A 22,511-nucleotide genomic window follows, 5' to 3' on the forward strand; every position below is an offset into this window, starting at 1 on the left:
TTATACATAAGGCTGGACTGGTTTTTTAGACTAGCAAATAATGCAAGAAGCAAAATCGTTGAACGAACAAAATCAATACTGGCGTCTTGCCTTCAGCCGTTCGTCATTCTTTTTTCTCCATCGCCGCTTTTAATGCTGCAGCCAATGGACTTTCTTGCGGTTCTTCCTGATTGATCTTTTGCATCAACCGGCGTTCTTCATGTTTGGTCAATTTTTTGTTACGCTCTTTCTTATCTGCCATTTTCTCGGTGATCCCATCGAACTTGCAACGGAAGAAAGCACCATTCTTTCCTTCAATGATCTCCATCTTTCGATGACATTGTGGACAGCGATGGTTAGACACTTTAGGATCTTTACGGCGACGATACTTACAGGTTTGACTTGAACAAACATAGATCTTGCCATCTCGGGTACTCTTTTCCCTTAATGGTTCCCCGCATTCAGGACATCGTTTTTGCGTTAAGGAAAAGTCTTGATATTTGCTTTCGCTTTGCTTGATTTCTTTGACTAATTGCTTGGTATCTTTTTCTATCTGAGCCAGGAATTTTTGTTCCGAGTATTTTCCTTTAGCGATCAGTTCTAATTCCTTTTCCCATTTCTCCGTCAATTCCGGAGTGACTAAAGATGGGTTGACTAGCACCAACAGCTGCTTGCCTTTTGGCGAAACTTGTAAACCGCTAGGTGTTCGCTCCATCAACTCTGACTTGATCAATTTCTCAATGATCTCAGCTCTCGTTGCAGGCGTTCCTAAGCTATGTTTTTCCATTTTGCCTAAGAGCGTACCTTCATTCAATGGTTTCGGCGGCGTCGTTAGTTCCTTTTGAATACTGAATGTTGGTTTGACACTCATTTGTTCCTGCCAAGAAACAGTGGTTGCTTCTTCTTTTGTCTTTTTCCAGCCTGCCTCGATCACAGTGTTATGGGTAAAGACAAACACTTCATTACCAAATTTGACTGTAACTTTTTGCTGCTGCTTCTTATGCGGTTTGGCAAAAAGCATCAAAAAACGTTCAACGATCATTTGATAGATTCGCTGTTCGTCATTACTCAATTTTTCATAACGTGCCCGTTGCTCTGTAGGCAACAAGGCATGGTGATCCGTAACTTTCTTATCATTAAACACAGCTTGCTGCTGAACTTGACCGCCATTTTTCAAATAGCTTTTGACTTCAGGAGCAAAATCGGCCACTGCTTGCAACCGTTCTTTCATCGTTGCTTTCATGTCACTGGTTAAGTATTTTGAATCAGTCCGCGGATATGTGACGATTTTATGGGTTTCATACAAACTTTGGACCAATGACAACGTTTTTTTGGCAGAAAAGTCATAGCGTTGATTGGCTTCTCGCTGAATCTCCGTCAAATCATAGGGTAAAGGAGCCGCTTCGGTTTTGATCTTCTCTTCAATAGACGCAACGCGGCCATTTTGCTGACTCATCTTTTGAACCAGTGCTTCGGCTTCGCTACGGTTTTTCAATTGATAAGGATTGCTTTGTTGCCGCTTTGCTTTACTGTCGCCCACTTCTAAGTTGATGACATAATAGGTTTGGGGGCGGAAGCCTTCAATCTGTTTCTCTTGTGCGCGAACCAAAGCAAGCGTTGGTGTTTGAACTCGGCCAGCGCTTAAATTATCCTGATATTTCACTGTTAAGGCACGGGTCACATTCAAGCCGACTAGCCAGTCTGCTTTTGCCCGAGCAATGGCAGAATGATACAAGTTATCATACTGCTTCGCCGGCTGCAACTTTGAGAACCCTTCTTTGATAGCCTTAGGGGTCTGAGAGGAAATCCATAGCCGCTTGACAGGTTTGTCACAGCGGACCCACTCTAAGATCCATCGGGCCACCAACTCGCCTTCTCGTCCTGCATCGGTAGCGATCACGACTTCCGACACATCTTTGCGATGTGCCAGTTGTTTGATTGCTTTCAACTGATGCCCCGTCTTAGGCAATGGTTTGATCCCGATCGTTTTGGGAACCATCGGTAATGTTTCCATCTGCCACGAGGCCCATTCTTTGTTTAAATCTTCGGGCATTTTTAGACCTAATAAATGACCAAGGGCCCAAGTAACGATTACCTTGGGTCCTTCGTAATAATTTTTATTTTTTTGATTACAACCCAATACTTTGCTGAGGTCTTTGGCAACGCTTGGCTTTTCCGCTAGAATTAGTTGTTTCATAAAAGTCTTTCCTGCTTTCATCGACGACTTGTTGGTATTCTTTAAGTAGTGCCAACCCAATATATTGTTGGAGATAATCGTCGCATTCTTCACACCAGCGTTCTTCGTCTTCATTCCAAAAAGCCGTCATAAAGTTGGTTTTTGCATTTATGTACGAATACTCTTTCCGAATCTCGTGCCATTTTTCTTCGTAAAATGACTGTGCTTCCGCAAAAGTTGCAAATGTGAACGCCTCTTGAATATCTGCCTGCCATCCTTCAAAAAACCACCATGGCTCGTTATCACCATACATGACTATTACTTGATACATCCCATCGCTCCTCTCAAGATTCCTTTCCCATATTAGTCACTTTTACCAAAAGTTGCAAGGAATAAGTCTCAACAATTAAGCACCCTTTAAAAAATTCAAAAAATCATCGTTTTTTTATGTTTTTATACTGTCTCTTAAGATGACATCAAAATGATGTTACCCTTAGTCTAGCATAGAACACAGGGAATGTGAATATAACAAGAAAAGATAACAACTCTACATAGGTGAAATTATTTTACTTGGAAAATTTTTTTTATGGCAAGAACAATTATGTTACACTAAACAAAAAATCTGTTAGGAGTTGGCGCGTTGATGTACCTTAATCAAATTACTTTTCCTGATCGTGAATCCGAAGGGTCATTTTTTGCGGGGATTATGCGAACTGTCTATGATTCCTATTACCCCTATCAAGTCTTGTCAAAGAACGCCTTTTCTCAAATCGATTTTGAACCAATCACTATCCTTTACGGAGGCAACGGTTCAGGAAAAACCACCGCACTGAACGTCCTTGCTGAGAAGATCGGCGCGCAACGGTCCGCCGCTTATAATCGTTCCAACTTCTTTGAAGATTACCTTGATCAATGCCATTGCATAGTTACCAACGAACCTAAAATCAAGCAAATTTTGACCAGCGATGACGTATTCGACTATATGCTCGACATTCGCAATTTGAATCAAGGCATTGATCGCCGCCGAGAAGAAGTCTTCGACGAATATTTTGAAGCCAAATATGCAAATTTTCGTTTTAAAGGCTTTGAAGACTATGAGAGATTAAAAAAAATCAACCTCGCACGTTCCAATACACAATCGAAATTCACACGTAAAAATCTGATGGATAATGTCCGTGAATTCTCAAACGGAGAAAACGCGGCAAGCTTTTTCCAAGAAAAAATCGTGCCTAATGGACTGTATCTTTTAGACGAACCAGAAAATTCACTGTCGGCCCAACGACAAATTGAGTTAGTCGCATTTATCGAAGACATGACCCGCTACGAAGATTGTCAATTTGTCATCGCTACCCACAGCCCTTTTGTCCTCTCCATCAAAGAAGCAAAGATCTACGATTTGGATCAAAAGCCGGTGGATGTGCGTCGCTGGACACAGTTGGAAAATGTTCAGACCTACTACCGCTTTTTCCAAATGCATCAAGAAGCTTTTGAAGATGAAAAAAGACGTACCGATCAATAAGAATCTCCTAGAATCACACAGAAAACGATCCGAAAGATCATGCCTGCAAATCCATACAGGCATCACTGATCATTCGGATCGTTTCAATTATCACTGCTGCAATCGTTCGAATCGTTTAGACATATTGCAATTCTTTTGCTTCTTGGTAAGCGGCATCGATCAAGCCACCGCCAAGACATTCCATGCCATCATAAAAGACCACTGCTTGGCCTGGGGTGATTGCCCGAACGGGTTCATCGAAGATCACTTCGGCACGGTCATTATCTAGCAAGCGGACAGAGACGCCGACATCTTGTTGACGATAACGGAATTTGGCTGTGCACTTGAATTCACTTGGACGATCCGTGTCTGTCGTAAAGTGGATTTGACTTGCTTCCAAGCGATCTGCATACAATGCTGGATGGTGGAATCCTTGTCCCACATACAATGTGTTTGTTGCTAAATCTTTGCCGACAACAAACCACGGTTCTTGTGAAGTGCCGCCGCCACCGATTCCTAATCCTTGACGTTGGCCGATGGTATAGTACATCAGACCATCATGTTGTCCTTTGACTTCACCATCTAATGTGACCATGTTGCCTTTTTTTGCTGGCAAGTAATTGCTTAGAAATTGTTTGAAATTCTTTTCACCGATAAAGCAAACACCTGTAGAATCTTTTTTCTTAGCTGTTGCTAAACCAGCTCGTTCAGCAATGGCCCGTACTTCAGATTTTTCCATGCCGCCTAAAGGGAACATGGTTTTACTCAATTGTGCTTGCGACAGTTGGCTCAGGAAATACGTTTGGTCTTTGTTGCTATCCACTCCGCGCAGCATATGGGTAACCCCATTTTCATCCGTTTCGACTTGAGCATAGTGTCCAGTTGCCACATAATCAGCACCAAGATCCATGGCATAATCTAAAAAGGCCTTGAATTTGATTTCTTTGTTACACATAACATCTGGGTTTGGTGTACGTCCAGCTCGATATTCAGCTAAGAAATATTCGAAAACGCGGTCCCAATATTCTTTTTCGAAATTGACTGAATAATAGGGAATGCCGATTTGAGCTGCTACTTTAGCCACATCTTTGTAATCTTCCGTTGCAGTACATACACCATTTTCATCGGTATCGTCCCAATTTTTCATAAAGATCCCGACAACATCATACCCTTGTTCTTTCAGCAAAAGTGCTGTTACCGACGAGTCCACCCCGCCACTCATTCCAACCACCACACGGGTGTTTTCGTTAGACATGATTTTTCACCATCATTTCAATTATAGATTCTGAAATCATCTACGATTTGAAGGTCGCAACTTTTCAGTAATTTGCATTATACAACAGATTGGCAAAAAATTCACGGAGAGTTTCATCGGTTTAGCTTTTCCTGTAAAAAACTTAGATACTTCTTTAAATTCAAAAAAACCTTTCCCACATAAATAGTTCCTCCGACAGCTGCTGCTTAAGCCTAATGCTAGCCTGCTTTCAAGCAAAAAGAAACTATCATAAAATCGTATGAATTTCTTCATAAAATACAGAAATGTCTGTTGCAAGGATCAGCTATACTCCTCTTAGATAATGACAAAAGGGGTAACAGAACATGAACAACCACGCAACGACTGACCGCAGAAATAGAAAAAAGCCAAAAAATTCCGTCAAAAAAAGTATTCTTGTCTTACTGATCATTGTCGCCGGTTCTTTCCTTTTACGACAATTAGTCTTTGAAAGAGTAAAGCATTCCGACTCACAAGATATCGTATTATTGCCAAAGAAATTTTCAGAGCAAGCCAATCAAGTGCTGCAAGAAGTGCTGCCGAAGTCCCAACAAGTCCCTTTGATTTTGCAAAGAGACGAACGTTGGGGGATGAAACGTTACGGCTCTGGGGAACAGCAAAATACCTTTGCCGATAATGGTTGTGCCATCGCATCTTTAGCAATGATTGATTCTTTTTGGCGAAATCAGGCACCAGAACCAGACAATATTCTCAACTGGGCAGGCAACCAATTTTATCTTGCTGATCAAGGAACTAGCTGGCAAATCTTTCCTCAGTTTGCCGAACATTTTGGCTATCAATTCTTAGATCTGGGAAATTCTTTCGAGGAAGCTTACAAGATGATCCAGCAAGGCTTTCCCGTCATTGTCTCCGTACAGCCGGGAACATTTACTACCACAGGCCATTTGATGGTATTGGCTTTGAATAAAGAAGGGGGGATTCAAGTGCTTGATCCAAATGATTCACCAGATAAAAACCACTACAAAAAAACTTTCTCTAATGAACTGCTTGCTGCTGAAGGATTGAATTATTGGTGCTTTTGGCTTTGATTTTCAAAAGCAACTTACAGACTTGCACTGTTGACTGAGAACCATCCAAAAAAAACAGACTAGCCGATTAGCTAGCCTGTTTTTATATTTGCCGTAATTATTGAACTCGTGGTTCGTTGTTTTCTTGGATACGGCTGGCAGTTTTGTTGAATGCGCCTTTGGCTTTACGTGTTTGTTTTGAAGCAAATTCTCCAGTTGTTTCTGCAGCACTGCTAACTTTGTCTTGAACAGTTTCTGAATCTTTTTCGAATTGTTCACGAGTTTTAACATCTGCTACATTAACGTTCACTTCGATAACTTCCAAGTTTGTCATTTTGTTGACTTGTGTTGAAACGACTTCTTTGATTTGGTCGTAAATGGCAGTCATGTCGCTACCGTATTCTGCTACGATATCTAAATCTACGGCTACTTGTTTTTTACCAACTTCAACGTTGATACCGGAAGTAACATCATCCGTATTCACTAATTTTCCTGCGATATTTGAGAAGAACCCACCATCAACCGTTAATAGTCCATCTACGGATTCTAGCGCAATCCCGACAATCTTTTGAATTACTTTATCTTCGTAAGTCAATTCTCCTTTAACACCTGCAGTAGTTGTTGGTTTTACTTGATTTTCCATTGTACATTCCTCCTATATCTTCATAAAAATTATAATAATAAATGTTACTGATCACTAACGCCGCGGCTTTTGAAATTGATCAAAGAAACCGATCTCTTTGAGGTAGAAGCCAAGGTAACCTCCTAGTGCTGTAAAAATCAGTAGTAGCAATGTTTTCAAAAAGCCGACTGTCAGAAAGAGAATTGCTAGTATCAGTCCTAATGCAGCAAAGATAACCGGGATCTTATTTTGTTCGAACCATTTGTTCATCATTTCTCCTCCTAAACGACACGGGGTTGTGTGTGATGTTCTCTTGTTTCTTCAGCGTCTTTCAAGACAACTTCTGTTTGTATATCATGAGTGACACCGAATAGCGTTTGAAGCTTACTGCTGATCTCACCAACCAATGCTTCTTGTTGTTGCGGGATGGCTGCGGTCTGTTTCATTTCTCCATCGATCATGACTCGGACTTTATTCTTGATAATCTTGACCTTCACTGATGGCGAATGGATAAAATCAGCTTGTTGGACATTCTTTAAAACAAAATGTTCCAAGGCTTTCTTTTGAATCACCAATTCCCCGGATTTTTGCTGGATAACCAAACGATCCGAACGCTTTGGAAAGAACAAGACAACGAAAATACCAATGATCGTCAGCAGTGCAAAGCCGACACATGTCCAAAACAAAAACATGCTCATGGAAGCTCCGACCCACGGATACTCACGCAGTGGAATCAAGTAGAATGGTAAATCTACCGCTTGCTGATTCTCGATCATGCCAAAGAAAAAGACGAGCAACAATAACAGTAACCCAATGATCATGATCACTTTAGAAATCTTACGCATAGGCAACCTCCTTTACTACTTTCTATTTAAAGCATACACATTTCTTAAATATCCTTCAAATGATAAACCTTGAAACCGATTATTTTTTCATTCTATGACCAATGTTCAGCTTACTAGAAGCAGAAATTTTGTCTTGCTATTATAACTATTGTTAAAAAGATATATGACTATAATTCTTTAACCGACTGTTTTCCTTGTTATTTCTCAATGAAACGTTTGGTGTATTTCTGCTTGTTTGGCTTGAAAGATCCTTTCTAATTGGTTTTCGGAAATTGGTCGTCCAAACGGCCAAGGTTGAGGAAGGAATGCTAATTCCGGCGCATCGACACCGACATTGATATTCTCAGCGATAGGCAAACTATGATGATGGATATGCCCATGAAGGTTACGGCTATTCTTTGTCATTCCCAATAGCATCGGATAATGACTCAAATAATACTGGTGATGATCAAATTTTAACAACAGACCGACATCCGCAAAAGAAAACTTCGGCTCTCCGGAAATTCCGGGATCGTGCTTTGCTAGATAACGAAAGAGTGCGCGCGTATCATGGTTGCCTTTGATAAAAGCGATCTTTCCTTGCAGCCGTACTAATAGCGCTAAAAGCTCTGCAAACCCCGCTTCATGTTCGGGATGGAGTGCAATATCTCCTAGATGGTAGACCGTATCTTGTGCTTGAACCACCTGATTCCAATTAGCGACCATGACTTCATGCATCTCTGAGACAGACGCAAACGGACGTGGGGCAAAATCATTCGAACCTAATAATTTTTCATGAAAATAATGAGTATCTGATGTAAAATAGCGCATCTTCTCTTCCTTTCTCAGGGTAAATGTTTTACATATCTGTCAGTATACGCTTAGCCTAAAAAGAAAACAGCAAACAAAAGCCATGATTGAAGTCACGATCTTTCCTTCAACTGTAACAAAAAAACAACCGAACGATTTCATTTCTGCCAAAGAGCAAGGGACAAGTCACAACAACATCCACATTGATAGTGTGGAACCGCTAACGTAGTGGATTAGCGCTAGCCTCCACACTCGCTACTGTGGACGATCCAACATTGTCCACGGAATAATTTGTTCATGATTGTCTTCCAGATACACTTTTGAAACGAAAATCTTTTGGTTGCTTTTCCTAAATAACGGATCATTTTGTTCGCGATGGTTTACGCTTTGATGAATAATCCGCGACTAATAAACCCATCCATCAAGAAATAAAATTTTTCTTGCAGCATTTTGTGTTGCGGGTCTTTAAAGATGTTGACTGCTTTCAATCCATTGGCTGTCGTAATCGACATCTTAAACGTTTTGATGTCCTTTGCGACGGTGATTTTTAATTTAAAGCCTTCTTTACTTTGCGGAGTTGCTTCCAACCCGCGGATCAGTTGGAAATTGCCACTGTTTGTTTCAGTAAATCCATTGTCCCGCAGTGTATACTTTTTTGCTTCTGGTGCTAATTGGTAGCGGGTCTCTGCACCTAAGACAGTTGTTGTTGTTTCAAATGCCATTTGCTTTCCACCTCGTTCGACGTTTTGATTTCCGAAAAAGCTTCTCTAGAAAAAATACAAGTGCTTTTTTCTAGAGAAAGTCTCTTTGCTATCCGGTATTTCTTTCTTCAGATTATCATGAATGGTTGCATGAGTGCCAGTTTTTTTTGCTTTCTGCACTCTTTTCGCTTATCTAGGAGCAGCCCCTTCGATTCCTCTAAAAACACGAAACTATGGGTACTACTTCTTCGTTCCTAAAACGGTTCGAGCAAGTAACTCTGCAAAACTATGGACCTCTTCTTCTGTGTTACCAAGACCAAAACTGATCCGCACAGATTCTCCCACAGCGGGATGCTCTTTGCCATACATTGCTTCTAAAACATGAGAAGGTTCCACGTTCCCTGCGGTACAAGCTGAACCCGTCGAGATCGCAATGCCTTTTAGATCCAATTTCATCAACAGTAGATCACTAGTAACACCAGGAAATTGCAGATTGATGATGTGAGGCAGCTTGCTATCAGGATCTCCATTTAAACGGTAGTCAACGCTTTGCTCTTCCAAAACAGAAAAAACTTGCTTAGCAAATTGCTGATACGTCTCACTGTGCGCACGCTGTACTTCTGGAGTCAGCAAGGAAACAGCTTTTGCCATACCTACGATCCCTGCCAAATTTTCTGTACCGGCACGGCGCTTTTCTTCTTGCTCACCACCGTGTAAGAGAGTGGGTAGTGACAAGCCATCTCGTTTGTACAAGAAACCAACGCCTTTAGGTCCATTGATCTTATGTGCTGAAATACTCAACAAATCGATGCCATACGCAGCGGGATCAATGGGCAGCTTGCCGTAAGCTTGTACGGCGTCCGTATGAAAAACAGCGGCGTGTTCTTTTAGCAGTTCGCCAATTTCTTGGATCGGCAAAATATTGCCCGTTTCATTATTGGCGAACATAATTGAAACGAGGATCGTATCTGGACGTAGTGCCGCTGCTACTTGTTCTGCTAAGAGCTGTCCTTTTTTATCGACAGGTAAGTAAGTGATCTCGAACCCTTGCTTCTCCAAAAACTTCATACTTTCGATGACTGCTGGATGTTCGATCGTCGTAGTAATGATGTGTTTTCCTACTGCTTGTTTTGCATACGCGGTGCCGAGGATCGCTGTGTTGTCGCTTTCCGTTCCGCCACTATTAAAAATGATCTCGTGGGCTTTGACACCTAACTGATCGGCGATTACTTGTCGCGCTTCTTCTAGCTTGGTATGGGCATCCCGACCGTACCTATGGATACTGGAAGGATTGCCAAAAAATGTCGTCATTGTGTCATTCATGGCTCGAATGACAGCCGGGTGCATCGGCGTCGTTGCTGCATGATCTAAATAAACCATTCGTTTCACCTATCCTTTATTAAAGCCATTATAACAAATCTAAACCAACCGTCTATCCCTAACGATTGATTTTCCGGTAGTTTAAAAGAATAGCAAAAAACAGCAAGCAGGTTTTCTTCTGCTTGCTGCGAATGATTTGGTTCTTCAATGTATTTTTTTAGAAGAAGCAATCACTTATGCGTTCTCGCCAGGTTCAGAGGCGATCACCGTCAGTTCTCCCTGTAATGTCCATTTTTTGATTGGATTAGGCAGAATACAGCTTGTTCCCATCTTCAATTCATAGGAATGACCATCGATCACAAGTTGACCATATCCGTCAATCACGGTCATCAGAGTATAGTCTGCTTGTTGTTCCAGATTCAATTTGCCACGAACTTCCCATTCATAAACATTGAAAAATTCGGTTTCCAGATACGTCACAATTGCCGAAGATCCTTGCTTGATTTCACGAATCGACAGTTCTGGTGCTTTAGCGGGCACAGTCGTCACATCAACAGATTGTTGGATATGCAGTTCTCTGGTCTTGCCTTGATCGTCTGTCCGATCATAGTCATAAACCCGATAAGTGGTATCTGAACTTTGTTGTGTTTCCAAAATCATGATGCCTTTACCGATTGCATGGATCGTTCCGCTTGGCACATAGAAAAAGTCGCCTTTTTTAACAGGAACTTTCGTTAATAGATCATCCCAACGGCCGTCTTCGATCATTGCTTTTAATTCTTCTTTGGTTTGTGCGTGGTGGCCATAAATGATCTCTGCCCCAGGTTCTGCATCAATGATGTACCAGCATTCTGTCTTGCCTAGTTCACCTTCATGTTCCATGCCGTACGCATCGTCTGGATGCACTTGCACAGATAGATCGTCTTCTGCATCCAAGATTTTGATCAGCAAAGGAAATACCGGCGCCTCCGAATGACCAAACAATTCTTGGTGATCCCGCCATAAGTCTGCTAATGTCTTCCCTTTAAATGGGCCGTTTTCAATCACGCTGACACCATGAGGATGTGCACTGATCGCCCAGTCTTCACCGATCTTATCATTTGGCAGATCAAAACCGAAAACAGAATGTAAACGGCTACCGCCCCAAATTTTTTCTTGAAAAACAGGTTTCATAAATAATGGTTCCATAGTTGATCCCCTCTCTATTGATTCGCTAATATTATAGCACGAAAAACTTCACCGAACGGATTCTTTTAAATAACTTTGTACAATTTGATCCCGATGTTTCAGATAGCTGTCTCTGTGATCCTCTGGATGTACGCGATTCGAAAGAAAAATAAATGCTTTGCCATCAGAACCAATCAAAAGGAAGGTCCCTGTATACCCTGTATGATAGAGGTGTACAGGCGTACCTTTCAAGTCCCAGCCGATTGAGCGATGTCCTGTTTCAGAGGGCGTATGGTCTAGATATAGTCTTTCCAGTATATCTGCTGAAAGAAAAGATTGCGTTGCTGTCTGACCTTTCTTCAACATCATTTGTACAAATTGAGTCAAATCATCAATGGTTGAAAACAGCCCTGCGTTTCCGGCATGTTTGCCCAAAACTCGTGCTTTGGGATCATGGGTGTTTCCTTTCAGAACAGTCCCATCTTCTTGGCGCTGAGTGGCTGCTACCTTGCTTGCTGCCGGCAAAGGAGGAAACCCACTGTTGGTCATTTCTAGCGGTTGCAGAACCTCCTGCTGGAAGATCTCGGTGACAGAACAGCCAAAAAGTTCCTCCAACATGAAGCCTAGAAGAATCGTGCCCGTGTCCGTGTACTGGACTTGCTTGCCAAGCTGTGGTCCGCTTTGGACTCGAAGATACGCGTGACGCAGCTCTTCAGCAGACAATTGATCGCGGCGAGGAATCCAAGTCTGGATATCGGAGGTGTGGGTTAAAAGATGTCGTAACGTTACTTTCTGATCAGTAAAAGCAGGCAAATAGCGGACCAGAGGGTCATCGATTGCTAGGACTCCCTGTTCCCATAGTTTGAGAATCACCGTCGTCGTACAAACCACTTTCGTCAAAGAAGCCACATCAAATAGGTGTTCCGTCGTAAGTGATTCTATTTGGGGCTGCCGAGCCGCGTAGCCTAAACAATGAGTCTCCATTTGCTCTCCATGGATGAATCGATAAACAACTCCCGGAAAGACGCCCTCCTGTTGCTTTTCAGCGATTAGCCGAATCGTTTCTGGATACATACCAGTTCCTCCTTTCGTGCGCCTCTAAACTGTTTTGATTATACCAGTCAGGCCCTAATTGCACAAAAAAATACAGAAGAGATTTCCAGAGAAATTCTTCTGCATCTTAGTGGTGAATCGCATTATTTATTTGCAACGAACCACCATTCGATCCCGATGGTATCGTAGGAAGTCAGTAAGTTTTTCTTTTTATCAATAAAGAATTCTTGCTTGCTGTCAGTCAAATGAGCTTCCAAAGTCAATAAGTCTTCTTTATCAATAGCGATCTTCAAAAAGTCCAATCCCAATACCTCATGTGTCGGTAAATCGATGGTTCCGCCTTGGCCTTCGATCAAACCAACTTGAAAATCATCTTCATTCAAATGTAAGAAACCATCTGCTTCTTTGGTCGTCAAACCTAACAGCTCTTCCAAAAAGTCGCGTTCTTTCGCTACATCACTGACATTCAGATGAATTTGGTTGAAGCGAGCTTTGCTTGATAACAGGACTACCTCACTTGGTGCAGCTTCGATCAATGCTTCAAGCGTTTTTGGCAAATCTGTTTCTTGAGTGCCTTCGTAAAAAACTTCGATTCGGTTTTCTTCAGGATCAGCCAAAACAACTGCGATTTGACTTCCTTCAAAAATAGATTCTTCAAAAGTCGCAGACTGTTCTTTCGCTTTTTTACAAATTGCTGCCAGTTCTTCTAAGGAAGCGACGGTCAAGCGGATCCGTTGCATTTTTTTGATTTCCCCAAAATGATCATTGGCCCGTGGACTTTCTTCTAGCCAGATGACTTCACCTTCTGCACCTTTGAAACCAAAAATGGCTAATTCGTTTTCTTCCCGTTTCAAATCAAAACCTAGAACATCACGATAAAAAGCAATCGCTTTATCCCGATCTTTTACTCGAATCGCGATTGTCCGCAACTTTGTGCTCTTCCCCAATACAAAATCTGTCATTATTTCTCCCCCTATATATGTATGCGTTTATCTATGCATTTGTCCTTATTGTACTGATAAACCGTTATACTAGCAAATGAAATCCTTTATCATTCTACCATTATCAAGCATTTTTTTTGACAAAAAAATAGATTTAACGACAAAAAAGGTCACTGAACTTCTTTTTTTTGTGGTTAAATCTACCTTTATTCATTGAAGGAAGGCTGTTTCTTTCATTCTTCTGATCTGAGTACCGTTTTTTTCTAATCGGTCGGTGATACTGACAGTTGCTACTCCGCTCATAAGCGCTTTTTTAGCACTGACTAACTTTGGCAACATCCCGCCAGTGATCACCTTCTCATTGATCAATGTTTTTATGTCAGTCAATGAGACTTGCTGCAGCCACTGGGAGTCTTTCTTGATTCCCGGTACATCTGTCAGCAGAATCAATCGTTCTGCTCTCAGACTGCTGGCAACTTTACAAGCGACTTCGTCCGCATTGATATTCAGCCACTGGCCTTCGGCTGTGATCCCAAGTGGGGCAAGGATCGGTATATGATTGCCTTTGATCAGCAGCTGAAGCAACTGCTGATTAATAGTCTTAGCCTTCCCAACATAGCCAAGTGTGGCGTGATTGATCATTTCCCCTTGGATCAACTGATCACAGCCAGCATTTAAGCCGATTGCCTGAAATCCAGCTTGCTGAAAACAAGTCGTGATCATTGGCTGGACTTGTCCCAGCAAAACCATGCGAGTGATCTCAAGAGTTTGCGCATCCGTTACCCTCAAGCCTTCTTTGATCTGAATCGGCAGTGACAATTTCTGCAGCATTTCCGAGATATAATGTCCGCCACCATGAACAATCACGATTTTCTTTCCTAGAGCTTGCCATTGTGCGACTTGTTCAAAAAAAACGGGGGTCAGATTATCTGAAGCAACACCACCCATCTTGATGACAATGATTTCCATATGTTCTTCCTCCTGTTGGATCTTGTGGCGATTTTTTGATTCTTACAGCCAATGATTCCGATTCTATTCGTTTGATACCTCCATGAGATAGGCATTACGTATGATAGAGTGCATTGATTTTGACATAATCATACGTAAGATCACAGCCCCAAGCTTTCCCGCGACCGGCCCCTTCTTGTAAAATGACATTGATTTTTACTTCTGAGGCTGTCAAGCGTTCTTCCATCAATGTTTCATCGTAGTCAAGGGGAGATCCTCCTGCAAAAACCGGGATCGCCGCTAATTCGATCGCCACATTGGCAGGATCGATTCTTTGTCCACTATACCCAATTGCACAAAGGATCCGGCCCCAATTGGGGTCTTTTCCATAGATTGCTGTTTTCACGAGTGGTGAACCTACGATCGTTTTACTGATCATGCGGGCAGCTAAGTCGGTGGGGGCCCCTTTTGTTTCAGCTTCAATCAGTTTTGTCGCTCCTTCACCGTCTTTAGCGATGGCTTTGGCCAATGTCGTTAAGACTGTCTGTAGCATTTTTTGAAATTGCTTATAAGCAAATGTATTTTCTTCAATCGGCGGATTGCCCGCTTGCCCATTTGCCAGCACCAATACCATGTCATTGGTGGAGGTATCGCCATCTACTGTGATTTGATTAAAAGTGACTTCCGTGAGTTTTCGCAGCAATGACTGCAGAAGGGACGGTGCAATAGCGACATCGGTAGTGACGAATGCCAACATTGTCGCCATGTTTGGATGAATCATCCCTGAGCCTTTGGCGCAACCTGCCATGGTGACAGTGTGGCCCGCAATCTCCGTCTGAATCACTTGATTTTTTTCAACAAGGTCTGTCGTTAAAATGGCCTTCTGAAATCCGGTAGGACTGCCAGAATGACTTAATTGACGAATCCCAGCAGCAATCGTTGCCATCGGTAGTGGTCGACCAATGATTCCCGTAGATGCCACCGCCACCTCTTCTGAGGCCACTCCGGCTTGTGCTGCAGCCAAAGCGATCATTTCTCTGGCATCTGCTATTCCTTGTTCTCCAGTACAAGCATTCGCATTCCCGGAATTCACGATCACTCCCCGAAGCTTTCCTGTTTTCAACTGTTCTCTTGTTACTAGGACGGGGGCCGCTTGTACTTGATTGGTTGTGAAAACTGCGGCGGCACTTGCCGGAACTTCAGAGAACAACCAGCCAAGATCGGCTTTTCTTTTTTTCACCCCACAATGGATGCCATCTGCATAAAAACCTTTTGGTGAAGCAATTGTCCCTATAATTTCTTTCATGTTACACGCTCCTTATTCTGAACTAATCGAATTCCCAAGTATCGTTAAGGATACCAAGGGATCTGTCGTAATCCAGCTGTTTCCTCCAGCCCAGCCCATTTATTGACGTTCTGGATTGCTTGTCCGGCAGCCCCTTTTACTAAATTATCGATCACCGCAATGACTGTCACGATGTGGGTCATCGGATTTAAGACCAACCCAATGTCACAAAAGTTGGTTCCTGTCACCTGCCGCAGTTCTGGCAGCTTTCCTAACGGCTGCAAGCGAATAAATGGTTGTTCTTGATAGTCTTCTTGATACCTCTGATAAATATCTTCCGCTGTTCTTTCTGGCGCTACAGGCACATAAAGGGTCATCATGATCCCTCTGTTAACCGGAATCAAACTAGTGGAAAATTGGATGGCCGTCAATTCTGGATCCCATTGTTGAAACTGCTGGACAATTTCTGGGATATGCTGATGCTGATTCAATTTATATGTCCGCATATTTTCTGAAATCGTCACAAAATGACTGGTATCTGACAGTTTTTTCCCCGCACCAGAAAGCCCAGATTTGCCGTCAAAAATGGGAATGCCTGCCAACCATTTTCTTCTGACTAAAGGCGCAGCGGCTAAAATTGCGGCAGTGGCATAGCAGCCTGGATTGGCCATTAAATTTCCGTGGGACGTCTGAAACTCTGGCAATGCATATGTTGCAGCATGCAATAAACGATCCGCAGCTGGCGTCTGCTGGTACCATTGCTGATAAACACCTGCTTCTTTCAAACGCAGATCTCCGGATAAATCCATCACAGGAAAGTCTTGTTCGACAAATGGCAAGACCAAATCTTTGCTAATACCAGCCGGTGTCGCAAAAAAGACCAATTCATTTTCTTGCATAATCTGCAGCGGATCAAACGGGTAAATCCTTTGGTTGACCAGTTGCTGCAGATGGGGATAAACATTGACTGAATTTTCTTGGACTGAATGACTATGTAACGTTCCTATCTCCAAGACAGGATGCAATTGGATCAAACGAACCAATTCCAATCCTGTATAGCCGGTAAACCCGACGATTGCTGCTTTCACTTACTACACCCCTTTTCACTTGTTCTCAAATCCTTTTTCAACAACCTTTCAACAACCAAAGCAGCTCTTCTTTCTTCATTCTCGCCTTTCAGCGATTTCTTCTTTCGTTCCTAAAACATGACGTAGAACAGCGAGTCCTTCAGCCATTTCTGCTTCCGTTATGGTCAATGCTGGCAGCAGACGCAGGACATTCGTTCCAGCTTTCAACACCAGTAACCCTGCTTGACGCAATTCTGACATCGCCTGTTGGAGAGCAGCGCTATCCTTCAGCTCTAAGCCAATCATTAGGCCTTGCCCTCGAGTAGCCACGATCTGTGCCAGATCCGTTAAGCCTGCCATAAGCTGCTGGTGTCTGGCAGTAACATTTACTAACACAGGGGAATCGGTTAGGACCGTACATACGGCATTTGCTGCAGCCATCGCTAACAAATTACCACCAAAAGTTGAACCGTGACTTCCAGGGCCAAACCTCTGCTGTAAGTCAGTTTTTCCTAGCATGGCACCAACCGGCAGCCCATTGCCCAACCCTTTTGCTAATGTAAAAATATCAGGTTCGATCCCATATTGCTCAAAAGCATAAAAACTCCCCGTGCGTCCCATTCCTGTTTGAATTTCGTCTATGATCAGCAGTGCACCTGCTTCTTGACATAACGCGGCCACCTTTTGGACCCATTCTTTTTCAGCTGGGATCACGCCGCCTTCTCCTTGGACCAGTTCCATCATCACCGCAGCTGTTTCCTCATCCAACGCTGCTTGCAGCGGGGAAAATTCATTGAAGGGCAAATACTCAAAATCTGGTACGAGCGGACCAAAATCCTGATGGATGCTTTCTTGAGCCGTTGCTGTCATGGCACCAAATGTTCGTCCGTGAAACGAGCCCTCGAAAGTTAAAATCTTTGTCCGACCAGTTGCTTTTCGAGCTAGTTTTAAGGCTGCTTCATTTGCTTCAGCCCCACTATTGCAAAAATAGGCAAGATATGGACCTTTTGCTAGTTTTTGCGCGACTGTCTCTTGTAACGAATTGGTGTAGAGGTTGGGCGCATGCCATAATTTGTCCGCTTGCTGCAGCATTGCCTGCTGGATTTCAGGCTGCCCATAGCCAAGGTTGACGACCCCAATACCGCTTGTAAAATCTAAATATCTCCGACCTTGAGTATCTGTTACATAGCTGCCCTTTCCTGCAGCAATCTCTAATGGCAAACGTGTATAATTGGGAAACAACTGACTCATCCATCAACGACCTCCTATGAATATTTATGTATTAATATACATTTTCAGCAAATAAATTGCAATATTTATTTATTTTATAACAAAAATATTCATTCCAACACAAAAAAAGAGAAGCTTAATGCTTCCCTTCATTCTTGTTTATATTCACAAAAATCGATTGAATAAAATCGTTGAATCCTTTTCGTTGTCTTCTTGTATCAGGCCGCATCTTCTGAAAATTGGCTGTTATACAAGTCCGCATAAAAACCATTCTTAGCCATCAATGTGTCATGGTTTCCGGTTTCGACAATCGAACCATGATTCATCACAATAATATTGTCGGCATCCCGAATGGTAGATAAGCGGTGAGCAACGACAAAACTTGTCCGATTTTCCAACAATTTGTTCATGGCTTTTTGGATGAGAATCTCGGTCCGAGTATCCACACTAGATGTTGCTTCATCCAAGATCAACACATCTGGATCAGCTAAGAAGGCGCGCGCGATCGTAATCAATTGTCGTTGTCCTTGAGAGATATTGCTAGCTTCTTCATTGAGGACCGTATCATATCCGTCCGGCAGCTTGCGAACAAAGTCATCCACGTGAGCAGCTTTAGCGGCTTCGATTACTTGTTCTTTCGTCGCTTTGTCATTGCCGTAATGGATATTGTCATAGATTGATCCTGTAAATAGCCATGTATCTTGTAGAACCATTGATATGTTGCTACGAAGCTCATCACGGGTCAGATCTCTTGTGTCCCGACCGTCGTAGCGAATACTACCGCCGGAAACATCATAGAATCGTTCCAACAGATTAATCAATGTCGTTTTACCGGCACCGGTAGGTCCAACGATAGCTACCATTTCCCCAGCTTTGACGTCTAGATTAAAATCGGTCATCAATAAGTTGTCTGGTGTATAACCGAATTGAACATGGTCAAAACGAACTTTATAGTCGCTTTCTTCCACGGGTAATCCAGAAGGTTCATCTGACATTTCTTCTTCATCCAAGACCTCAAAGACCCGTTCTGCTGATGCAACAGTTGATTGGATCGTATTCAATAAACTAGCAATTTGAGTGATCGGTTGTGAGAATTGGTTCGTGTATTGCAAGAATGCTTGCACATCCCCCAAAGTCATGTTCCCATTCGCTACTTTGATCCCACCCAGAACTGCGACAAAGACATAGCCCAAGTTCTTGATGAAGTTCATCAATGGCATAATGATTGCGGAAATGAATTGTGCTTTCCAACCAGCACTATACAGACGATCGTTTTCTTCTTCAAATACTTTTTGATCAGCCGCTTCATGGTTAAAGGTTTTGACAACGGTATGGCCGCCATAGGTTTCTTCAACCTGATTATTCAGTAATCCCAAGCTCTTTTGTTGCGCAGCAAAGAATTTTTGTGATTTTGGTGCGACGATCATTACGACGATCAAGCTTAGCGGCACCGTTGCTAATGCAACCAATGTCAACTGCCAGCTAATCGTTAGCATCATCCATAACACTCCGACTAAAGTAACAATACTGGTAATAAATTGGGTCAAGTTTTGTTGGAGTGTGCTGGCGATATTATCCATATCATTGATTGCCCGTGACATGATATCTCCGTTTGAATGGGTATCATAGTAAGAAATCGGCAAGCGATTCATTTTTTCTTCTAAATCACGACGCAGTTCATAGACGGTCCGTTGTGATACACGGGTCATGATGAATTGTTGCAAGAAATTGAAAATAGCAGAAATAACATACATACCGATAGCGATCATAATGATTTGTCCTACTTTATCAAAATCGATCGGAAATTCGGTGACAGTTTTTCCAGCTTTCATTTGCTCTGCACCAATCATAACACCTTTAAAGATTTCGGTTGTTGCTTCCCCTAAGATCTTTGGTGTTTGAATCTGGAAGATTACGGCGGCAATCGCTAAAACAAATACCGAAATGATTGCGATAGAACGTTTCGACATATAACCGAAAAGTCGTTTTACCGTTCCCCAGAAATTTTTTGCTTTTGGTCCTTTCGCTCCAATGTTGCGCCCTGGACCGCCACCCATCGGTCCACCGCCGCGAGGTGCTTGGTTTTTCCGTTCACTCATGCCACATCCTCCTCTCTCAATTGAGATGATACGATTTCTTGATACGTTTGGTTTGAGGCCATCAATTCTTCATGGGTTCCTTTACCCACCAATTGACCTTCGTCAAGGACAAGGATCGTGTCTGCATCCATTACTGTACTTACCCGTTGTGCGACTACAACCATAATGCTGTTCTTCATGTCTTTTTTCAATGCCGCTCGCAGCTGTGCATCTGTCTTAAAGTCAAGCGCTGAGAAAGAATCATCAAACACATACACATCGGCTTGTTTCACTAATGCCCGAGCGATCGCTAACCGTTGACGTTGGCCGCCGGAGAAATTTCCGCCGCCTTGTTCTACATGACTGTCTAAGCCTTCGCTCAATTCTGAAACAAACTCTTTGGCTTGTGCGATTTCCAGTGCTTTCCAGATTTCTTCATCTGTCGCATCTGGTCTACCGTATTTCATGTTTTCTCGAATCGTACCAGTAAATAAAACCGCTTTTTGTGGGACGAAACCAACTGAGTCCCGCAAATTATGCTGTGTTACTTCAGCGATATTCACTCCATTGATGCGGATCGCTCCTGATTCGATATCATAGAGCCGAGGCAGCAAATTGACCAATGTCGTCTTCCCAGAACCCGTACCACCAATGATTGCCACAAAATCACCCGATTTTGCTTGAAAATCAATGTCTTGCAGTGCTAATTTTTCTGCACCATGGTAACGATAGTTGACGTGATCAAAAGCAAGTGTGGCTTGATCACCTTTTAGTTGAATCATCTTAGGTGCTTTATCATCAACGATCTCTTCTTCTTCGTCTAATACTTCATTGATCCGATCTGCAGAGGCTTGTGCTCTTGGGACCATCACAAAGATCATTGACAGCATCATAAAACTGATCAAGATTTGCATGGCATACGTCATGAATGCAATCAGATTCCCAACTTCTAATGTCATTTCAGCAATATAATGTCCACCAAACCAAGTGATAGCAATATTGGTCCCACTCATAATCAATGTCATCAAAGGCATCATAAGTGCCACGATAGTATTTACTTTGATGGCCGTGTGGGTATAGTCTTTATTGGCTTCATCAAAGCGATTGGCTTCATACCCGGTCTTATCGAAAGCTCGAATGACCCGCACTCCAGTCAATCCTTCACGGAAGACCAAATTCAGACGGTCAGTTTTTTTCTGCATGCTTTTGAAAAGCGGCACAGCAAAATACATGATTCCACCAACCAAAACGATCATAATTGGAATAACGACTAAAAAGATTTTGGTTAACTGAGCGTCTTTTTGATAGGCCAAGAAGCTTGCTCCGATCAAAGTGATCGGCGCATTGATCATCATCCGCAAGAACATTTGTGCCACCATTTGAATTTGGTTGACGTCATTAGTCGTACGAGTGATCAAAGAGGCAGTTCCGAATTTATCAAAAGAACGTGCTGAGAAATTTTCTACTTTTTCATAAATATCTGTCCGTAATTTTTGCCCCAATTTTTGTGATTCTCTAGTAGCAAAGAATGTATTGCCTAATGCAGCCAGAATACTGATCAGTGAAAACCCGATCATTAAAAAGCCGGTACGCCAGATATAATCAATGTCTCCAGTTGCAACGCCATTATTAATGATATTCGACGTTAATGTCGGTAAATAGAGATCTGCTATTACTTGTACAACCATAAAGGCAACGGCCATCAGTGCCGAAACGAGTGAAACTCGTTTAATCAACTTTGTCATTCTTTTCCCCTCTTTCTTTTTGTGCGCCATCTCTTAACCAGCTGATTTTATTATTGAAATCAGTCGTTGCTAGCGAAGGATCATAGGCATGATTTTCTGCTAACTCTCGGTATGCTTCAGCAATCGTAGAAAAAACGGTGTGCATCAACAGTTGGACGAGCATTTTCAATTCATGATCATCCTTGACCCGCAATAAGTCTTTATCGATCTCAGCAAAAAATTCTTCCTCCCACTTCTGTCTCGCTTCCTGATGCTCTTTGTGAGAGCCGTAGAGTGGTTTTTTGTGGATATCCGGCATCACTTTTCGCAAAGAACGATAATCCATACTCATGAAGAGATTGCGATAAAATTTTGCATTTTTTCCTTCTAACACTTCTTCGATCATCCGAGAAAAATACCATTCAAAGCCAGCAAACAGATCGCCCTTTTCGTGTTGAATGGAACGAATCAAATCCCGCTGACTGTTTTTTTTCAACGTATGAAAATAGTAGTAGTATAAGTCTTCCTTATTTTCAAAATACTGATAAAAACTTCCCCGAGGGATTTCTGCGTCTTTGATGATATTGGCAATCGAAGCATCCTTCAATGGGACCCGAGAAAATTCTTTCTTAGCAGCGCTTAAAATGCGTTTTTGCTTATCTAATGGCAAATGGAAAAACGTATCCGTTGGCATCGTCATCTCTCCTTTCAGTTCAAATGATAAATGACAACAATTATTATGACAGGTTGTCATATGACACTGTGTCATTATACACCCCTCATGAGA

Annotated in this window: 21 protein-coding genes; 2 read left to right on the forward strand and 19 right to left on the reverse strand. The window is 42.5% G+C overall.

Features of this window, described 5'->3' with window-relative positions; translation table 11 throughout:
* Positions 1 to 103: 103 nt before the first annotated feature.
* Both FE005_RS02470 and FE005_RS02475 read right to left on the reverse strand, forming a co-directional pair.
* Positions 104 to 2,176 (reverse strand): DNA topoisomerase III, encoded by a 2,073-nt coding sequence (locus FE005_RS02470; protein ID WP_138371272.1) that lies wholly within the window; start codon positions 2,174 to 2,176, stop codon positions 104 to 106.
* Complete coding sequence (locus FE005_RS02475; RefSeq protein WP_138371273.1) at positions 2,109 to 2,486, reverse strand: DUF1033 family protein; 378 nt, start codon at positions 2,484 to 2,486, stop codon at positions 2,109 to 2,111. The genes FE005_RS02470 and FE005_RS02475 overlap by 68 nt, the downstream gene beginning before the upstream one ends.
* A gap of 312 nt (positions 2,487 to 2,798) precedes the next feature.
* Here FE005_RS02475 and FE005_RS02480 point away from each other — a divergent pair, with 312 nt between their 5' ends.
* Positions 2,799 to 3,674, forward strand: coding sequence for an AAA family ATPase (locus tag FE005_RS02480; RefSeq protein ID WP_138371274.1), 876 nt, complete (start codon positions 2,799 to 2,801; stop codon positions 3,672 to 3,674).
* Between the two features lie 115 nt (positions 3,675 to 3,789).
* Here FE005_RS02480 and mnmA read toward each other — a convergent pair whose 3' ends face one another.
* A complete protein-coding gene (mnmA, locus tag FE005_RS02485) occupies positions 3,790 to 4,908 on the reverse strand; it encodes a tRNA 2-thiouridine(34) synthase MnmA (RefSeq protein WP_003128164.1) in 1,119 nt (372 codons plus the stop codon).
* Between the two features lie 344 nt (positions 4,909 to 5,252).
* On the opposite strand from mnmA, the gene FE005_RS02490 reads away from it, so the two are divergent.
* The gene (locus FE005_RS02490; RefSeq protein WP_138371275.1) at positions 5,253 to 5,975 is read left to right on the forward strand and encodes a C39 family peptidase; all 723 of its coding nucleotides are present in this window, start codon (positions 5,253 to 5,255) and stop codon (positions 5,973 to 5,975) included.
* A 97-nt stretch (positions 5,976 to 6,072) separates the two neighbouring features.
* Here the strand turns inward: FE005_RS02490 and FE005_RS02495 are convergent, their stop codons facing one another.
* From FE005_RS02495 to FE005_RS02570, 16 genes are all read right to left on the reverse strand, one after another.
* A complete protein-coding gene (locus FE005_RS02495) occupies positions 6,073 to 6,597 on the reverse strand; it encodes an Asp23/Gls24 family envelope stress response protein (RefSeq protein ID WP_003128162.1) in 525 nt (174 codons plus the stop codon).
* Between the two features lie 54 nt (positions 6,598 to 6,651).
* Complete coding sequence (locus FE005_RS02500; protein ID WP_029486300.1) at positions 6,652 to 6,846, reverse strand: DUF2273 domain-containing protein; 195 nt, start codon at positions 6,844 to 6,846, stop codon at positions 6,652 to 6,654.
* 11 nt (positions 6,847 to 6,857) lie between these two features.
* Entirely contained in the window at positions 6,858 to 7,421 is a 564-nt protein-coding gene (gene amaP / locus FE005_RS02505; RefSeq protein WP_003128159.1) for an alkaline shock response membrane anchor protein AmaP, read from the reverse strand.
* Positions 7,422 to 7,625: 204 nt separating this feature from the next.
* Entirely contained in the window at positions 7,626 to 8,231 is a 606-nt protein-coding gene (locus FE005_RS02510) for a metallophosphoesterase (RefSeq protein WP_021150561.1), read from the reverse strand.
* A gap of 359 nt (positions 8,232 to 8,590) precedes the next feature.
* Positions 8,591 to 8,932 carry a DUF1831 domain-containing protein gene (locus FE005_RS02515; RefSeq protein WP_003128156.1) on the reverse strand — a complete coding sequence of 114 codons (342 nt, stop codon included), beginning with the start codon at positions 8,930 to 8,932 and terminating at the stop codon, positions 8,591 to 8,593.
* A gap of 219 nt (positions 8,933 to 9,151) precedes the next feature.
* Positions 9,152 to 10,291 (reverse strand): cysteine desulfurase family protein, encoded by a 1,140-nt coding sequence (locus FE005_RS02520; RefSeq protein WP_138371276.1) that lies wholly within the window; start codon positions 10,289 to 10,291, stop codon positions 9,152 to 9,154.
* Between the two features lie 174 nt (positions 10,292 to 10,465).
* Entirely contained in the window at positions 10,466 to 11,419 is a 954-nt protein-coding gene (manA, locus tag FE005_RS02525) for a mannose-6-phosphate isomerase, class I (RefSeq protein WP_003128154.1), read from the reverse strand.
* Positions 11,420 to 11,467: 48 nt separating this feature from the next.
* The gene (locus FE005_RS02530) at positions 11,468 to 12,472 is read right to left on the reverse strand and encodes a serine hydrolase (RefSeq protein ID WP_138371277.1); all 1,005 of its coding nucleotides are present in this window, start codon (positions 12,470 to 12,472) and stop codon (positions 11,468 to 11,470) included.
* 122 nt (positions 12,473 to 12,594) lie between these two features.
* Positions 12,595 to 13,413 carry a VOC family protein gene (locus FE005_RS02535; protein WP_138371278.1) on the reverse strand — a complete coding sequence of 273 codons (819 nt, stop codon included), beginning with the start codon at positions 13,411 to 13,413 and terminating at the stop codon, positions 12,595 to 12,597.
* A 189-nt stretch (positions 13,414 to 13,602) separates the two neighbouring features.
* Complete coding sequence (argB, locus tag FE005_RS02540; RefSeq protein WP_103300778.1) at positions 13,603 to 14,361, reverse strand: acetylglutamate kinase; 759 nt, start codon at positions 14,359 to 14,361, stop codon at positions 13,603 to 13,605.
* A gap of 94 nt (positions 14,362 to 14,455) precedes the next feature.
* Positions 14,456 to 15,646, reverse strand: a complete 1,191-nt coding sequence (gene argJ / locus FE005_RS02545) for a bifunctional glutamate N-acetyltransferase/amino-acid acetyltransferase ArgJ (protein WP_060813218.1) — start codon at positions 15,644 to 15,646, stop codon at positions 14,456 to 14,458.
* A 44-nt stretch (positions 15,647 to 15,690) separates the two neighbouring features.
* Entirely contained in the window at positions 15,691 to 16,713 is a 1,023-nt protein-coding gene (gene argC, locus FE005_RS02550) for an N-acetyl-gamma-glutamyl-phosphate reductase (RefSeq protein WP_138371279.1), read from the reverse strand.
* Positions 16,714 to 16,788: 75 nt separating this feature from the next.
* Positions 16,789 to 17,943, reverse strand: a complete 1,155-nt coding sequence (locus FE005_RS02555) for an acetylornithine transaminase (protein ID WP_138371280.1) — start codon at positions 17,941 to 17,943, stop codon at positions 16,789 to 16,791.
* A 197-nt stretch (positions 17,944 to 18,140) separates the two neighbouring features.
* Complete coding sequence (locus tag FE005_RS02560) at positions 18,141 to 20,021, reverse strand: ABC transporter ATP-binding protein (RefSeq protein WP_003128146.1); 1,881 nt, start codon at positions 20,019 to 20,021, stop codon at positions 18,141 to 18,143.
* Positions 20,018 to 21,745: an ABC transporter ATP-binding protein gene (locus tag FE005_RS02565; protein WP_003128145.1), complete on the reverse strand. Its 1,728-nt coding sequence runs from the start codon at positions 21,743 to 21,745 to the stop codon at positions 20,018 to 20,020. The genes FE005_RS02560 and FE005_RS02565 overlap by 4 nt, the downstream gene beginning before the upstream one ends.
* Positions 21,729 to 22,418, reverse strand: a complete 690-nt coding sequence (locus FE005_RS02570; protein WP_003128144.1) for a TetR/AcrR family transcriptional regulator — start codon at positions 22,416 to 22,418, stop codon at positions 21,729 to 21,731. The genes FE005_RS02565 and FE005_RS02570 overlap by 17 nt, the downstream gene beginning before the upstream one ends.
* Positions 22,419 to 22,511 lie beyond the last annotated feature (93 nt).

This window comes from Enterococcus sp. M190262, from assembly GCF_005843965.1.
Lineage (GTDB): Bacteria > Bacillota > Bacilli > Lactobacillales > Enterococcaceae > Enterococcus_D > Enterococcus_D gallinarum.

Excerpts from the sequence above, each read along its gene's own strand:
- FE005_RS02490 (WP_138371275.1), top strand. The coding sequence starts at position 5,253 with ATGAACAACCACGCAACGACTGACCGCAGAAATAGAAAAAAGCCAAAA.
- FE005_RS02475 (WP_138371273.1), bottom strand. The coding sequence starts at position 2,486 with ATGTATCAAGTAATAGTCATGTATGGTGATAACGAGCCATGGTGGTTT.
- amaP (WP_003128159.1), bottom strand. The coding sequence starts at position 7,421 with ATGCGTAAGATTTCTAAAGTGATCATGATCATTGGGTTACTGTTATTG.
- FE005_RS02515 (WP_003128156.1), bottom strand. The coding sequence starts at position 8,932 with ATGGCATTTGAAACAACAACAACTGTCTTAGGTGCAGAGACCCGCTAC.
- FE005_RS02535 (WP_138371278.1), bottom strand. The coding sequence starts at position 13,413 with ATGACAGATTTTGTATTGGGGAAGAGCACAAAGTTGCGGACAATCGCG.
- FE005_RS02570 (WP_003128144.1), bottom strand. The coding sequence starts at position 22,418 with ATGCCAACGGATACGTTTTTCCATTTGCCATTAGATAAGCAAAAACGC.
- manA (WP_003128154.1), bottom strand. The coding sequence starts at position 11,419 with ATGGAACCATTATTTATGAAACCTGTTTTTCAAGAAAAAATTTGGGGC.
- FE005_RS02530 (WP_138371277.1), bottom strand. The coding sequence starts at position 12,472 with ATGTATCCAGAAACGATTCGGCTAATCGCTGAAAAGCAACAGGAGGGC.
- FE005_RS02470 (WP_138371272.1), bottom strand. The coding sequence starts at position 2,176 with ATGAAACAACTAATTCTAGCGGAAAAGCCAAGCGTTGCCAAAGACCTC.
- FE005_RS02520 (WP_138371276.1), bottom strand. The coding sequence starts at position 10,291 with ATGGTTTATTTAGATCATGCAGCAACGACGCCGATGCACCCGGCTGTC.
- FE005_RS02480 (WP_138371274.1), top strand. The coding sequence starts at position 2,799 with ATGTACCTTAATCAAATTACTTTTCCTGATCGTGAATCCGAAGGGTCA.
- FE005_RS02565 (WP_003128145.1), bottom strand. The coding sequence starts at position 21,745 with ATGACAAAGTTGATTAAACGAGTTTCACTCGTTTCGGCACTGATGGCC.
- FE005_RS02560 (WP_003128146.1), bottom strand. The coding sequence starts at position 20,021 with ATGAGTGAACGGAAAAACCAAGCACCTCGCGGCGGTGGACCGATGGGT.
- mnmA (WP_003128164.1), bottom strand. The coding sequence starts at position 4,908 with ATGTCTAACGAAAACACCCGTGTGGTGGTTGGAATGAGTGGCGGGGTG.
- FE005_RS02555 (WP_138371280.1), bottom strand. The coding sequence starts at position 17,943 with ATGAGTCAGTTGTTTCCCAATTATACACGTTTGCCATTAGAGATTGCT.
- FE005_RS02510 (WP_021150561.1), bottom strand. The coding sequence starts at position 8,231 with ATGCGCTATTTTACATCAGATACTCATTATTTTCATGAAAAATTATTA.
- argB (WP_103300778.1), bottom strand. The coding sequence starts at position 14,361 with ATGGAAATCATTGTCATCAAGATGGGTGGTGTTGCTTCAGATAATCTG.
- FE005_RS02495 (WP_003128162.1), bottom strand. The coding sequence starts at position 6,597 with ATGGAAAATCAAGTAAAACCAACAACTACTGCAGGTGTTAAAGGAGAA.
- FE005_RS02500 (WP_029486300.1), bottom strand. The coding sequence starts at position 6,846 with ATGAACAAATGGTTCGAACAAAATAAGATCCCGGTTATCTTTGCTGCA.
- argJ (WP_060813218.1), bottom strand. The coding sequence starts at position 15,646 with ATGAAAGAAATTATAGGGACAATTGCTTCACCAAAAGGTTTTTATGCA.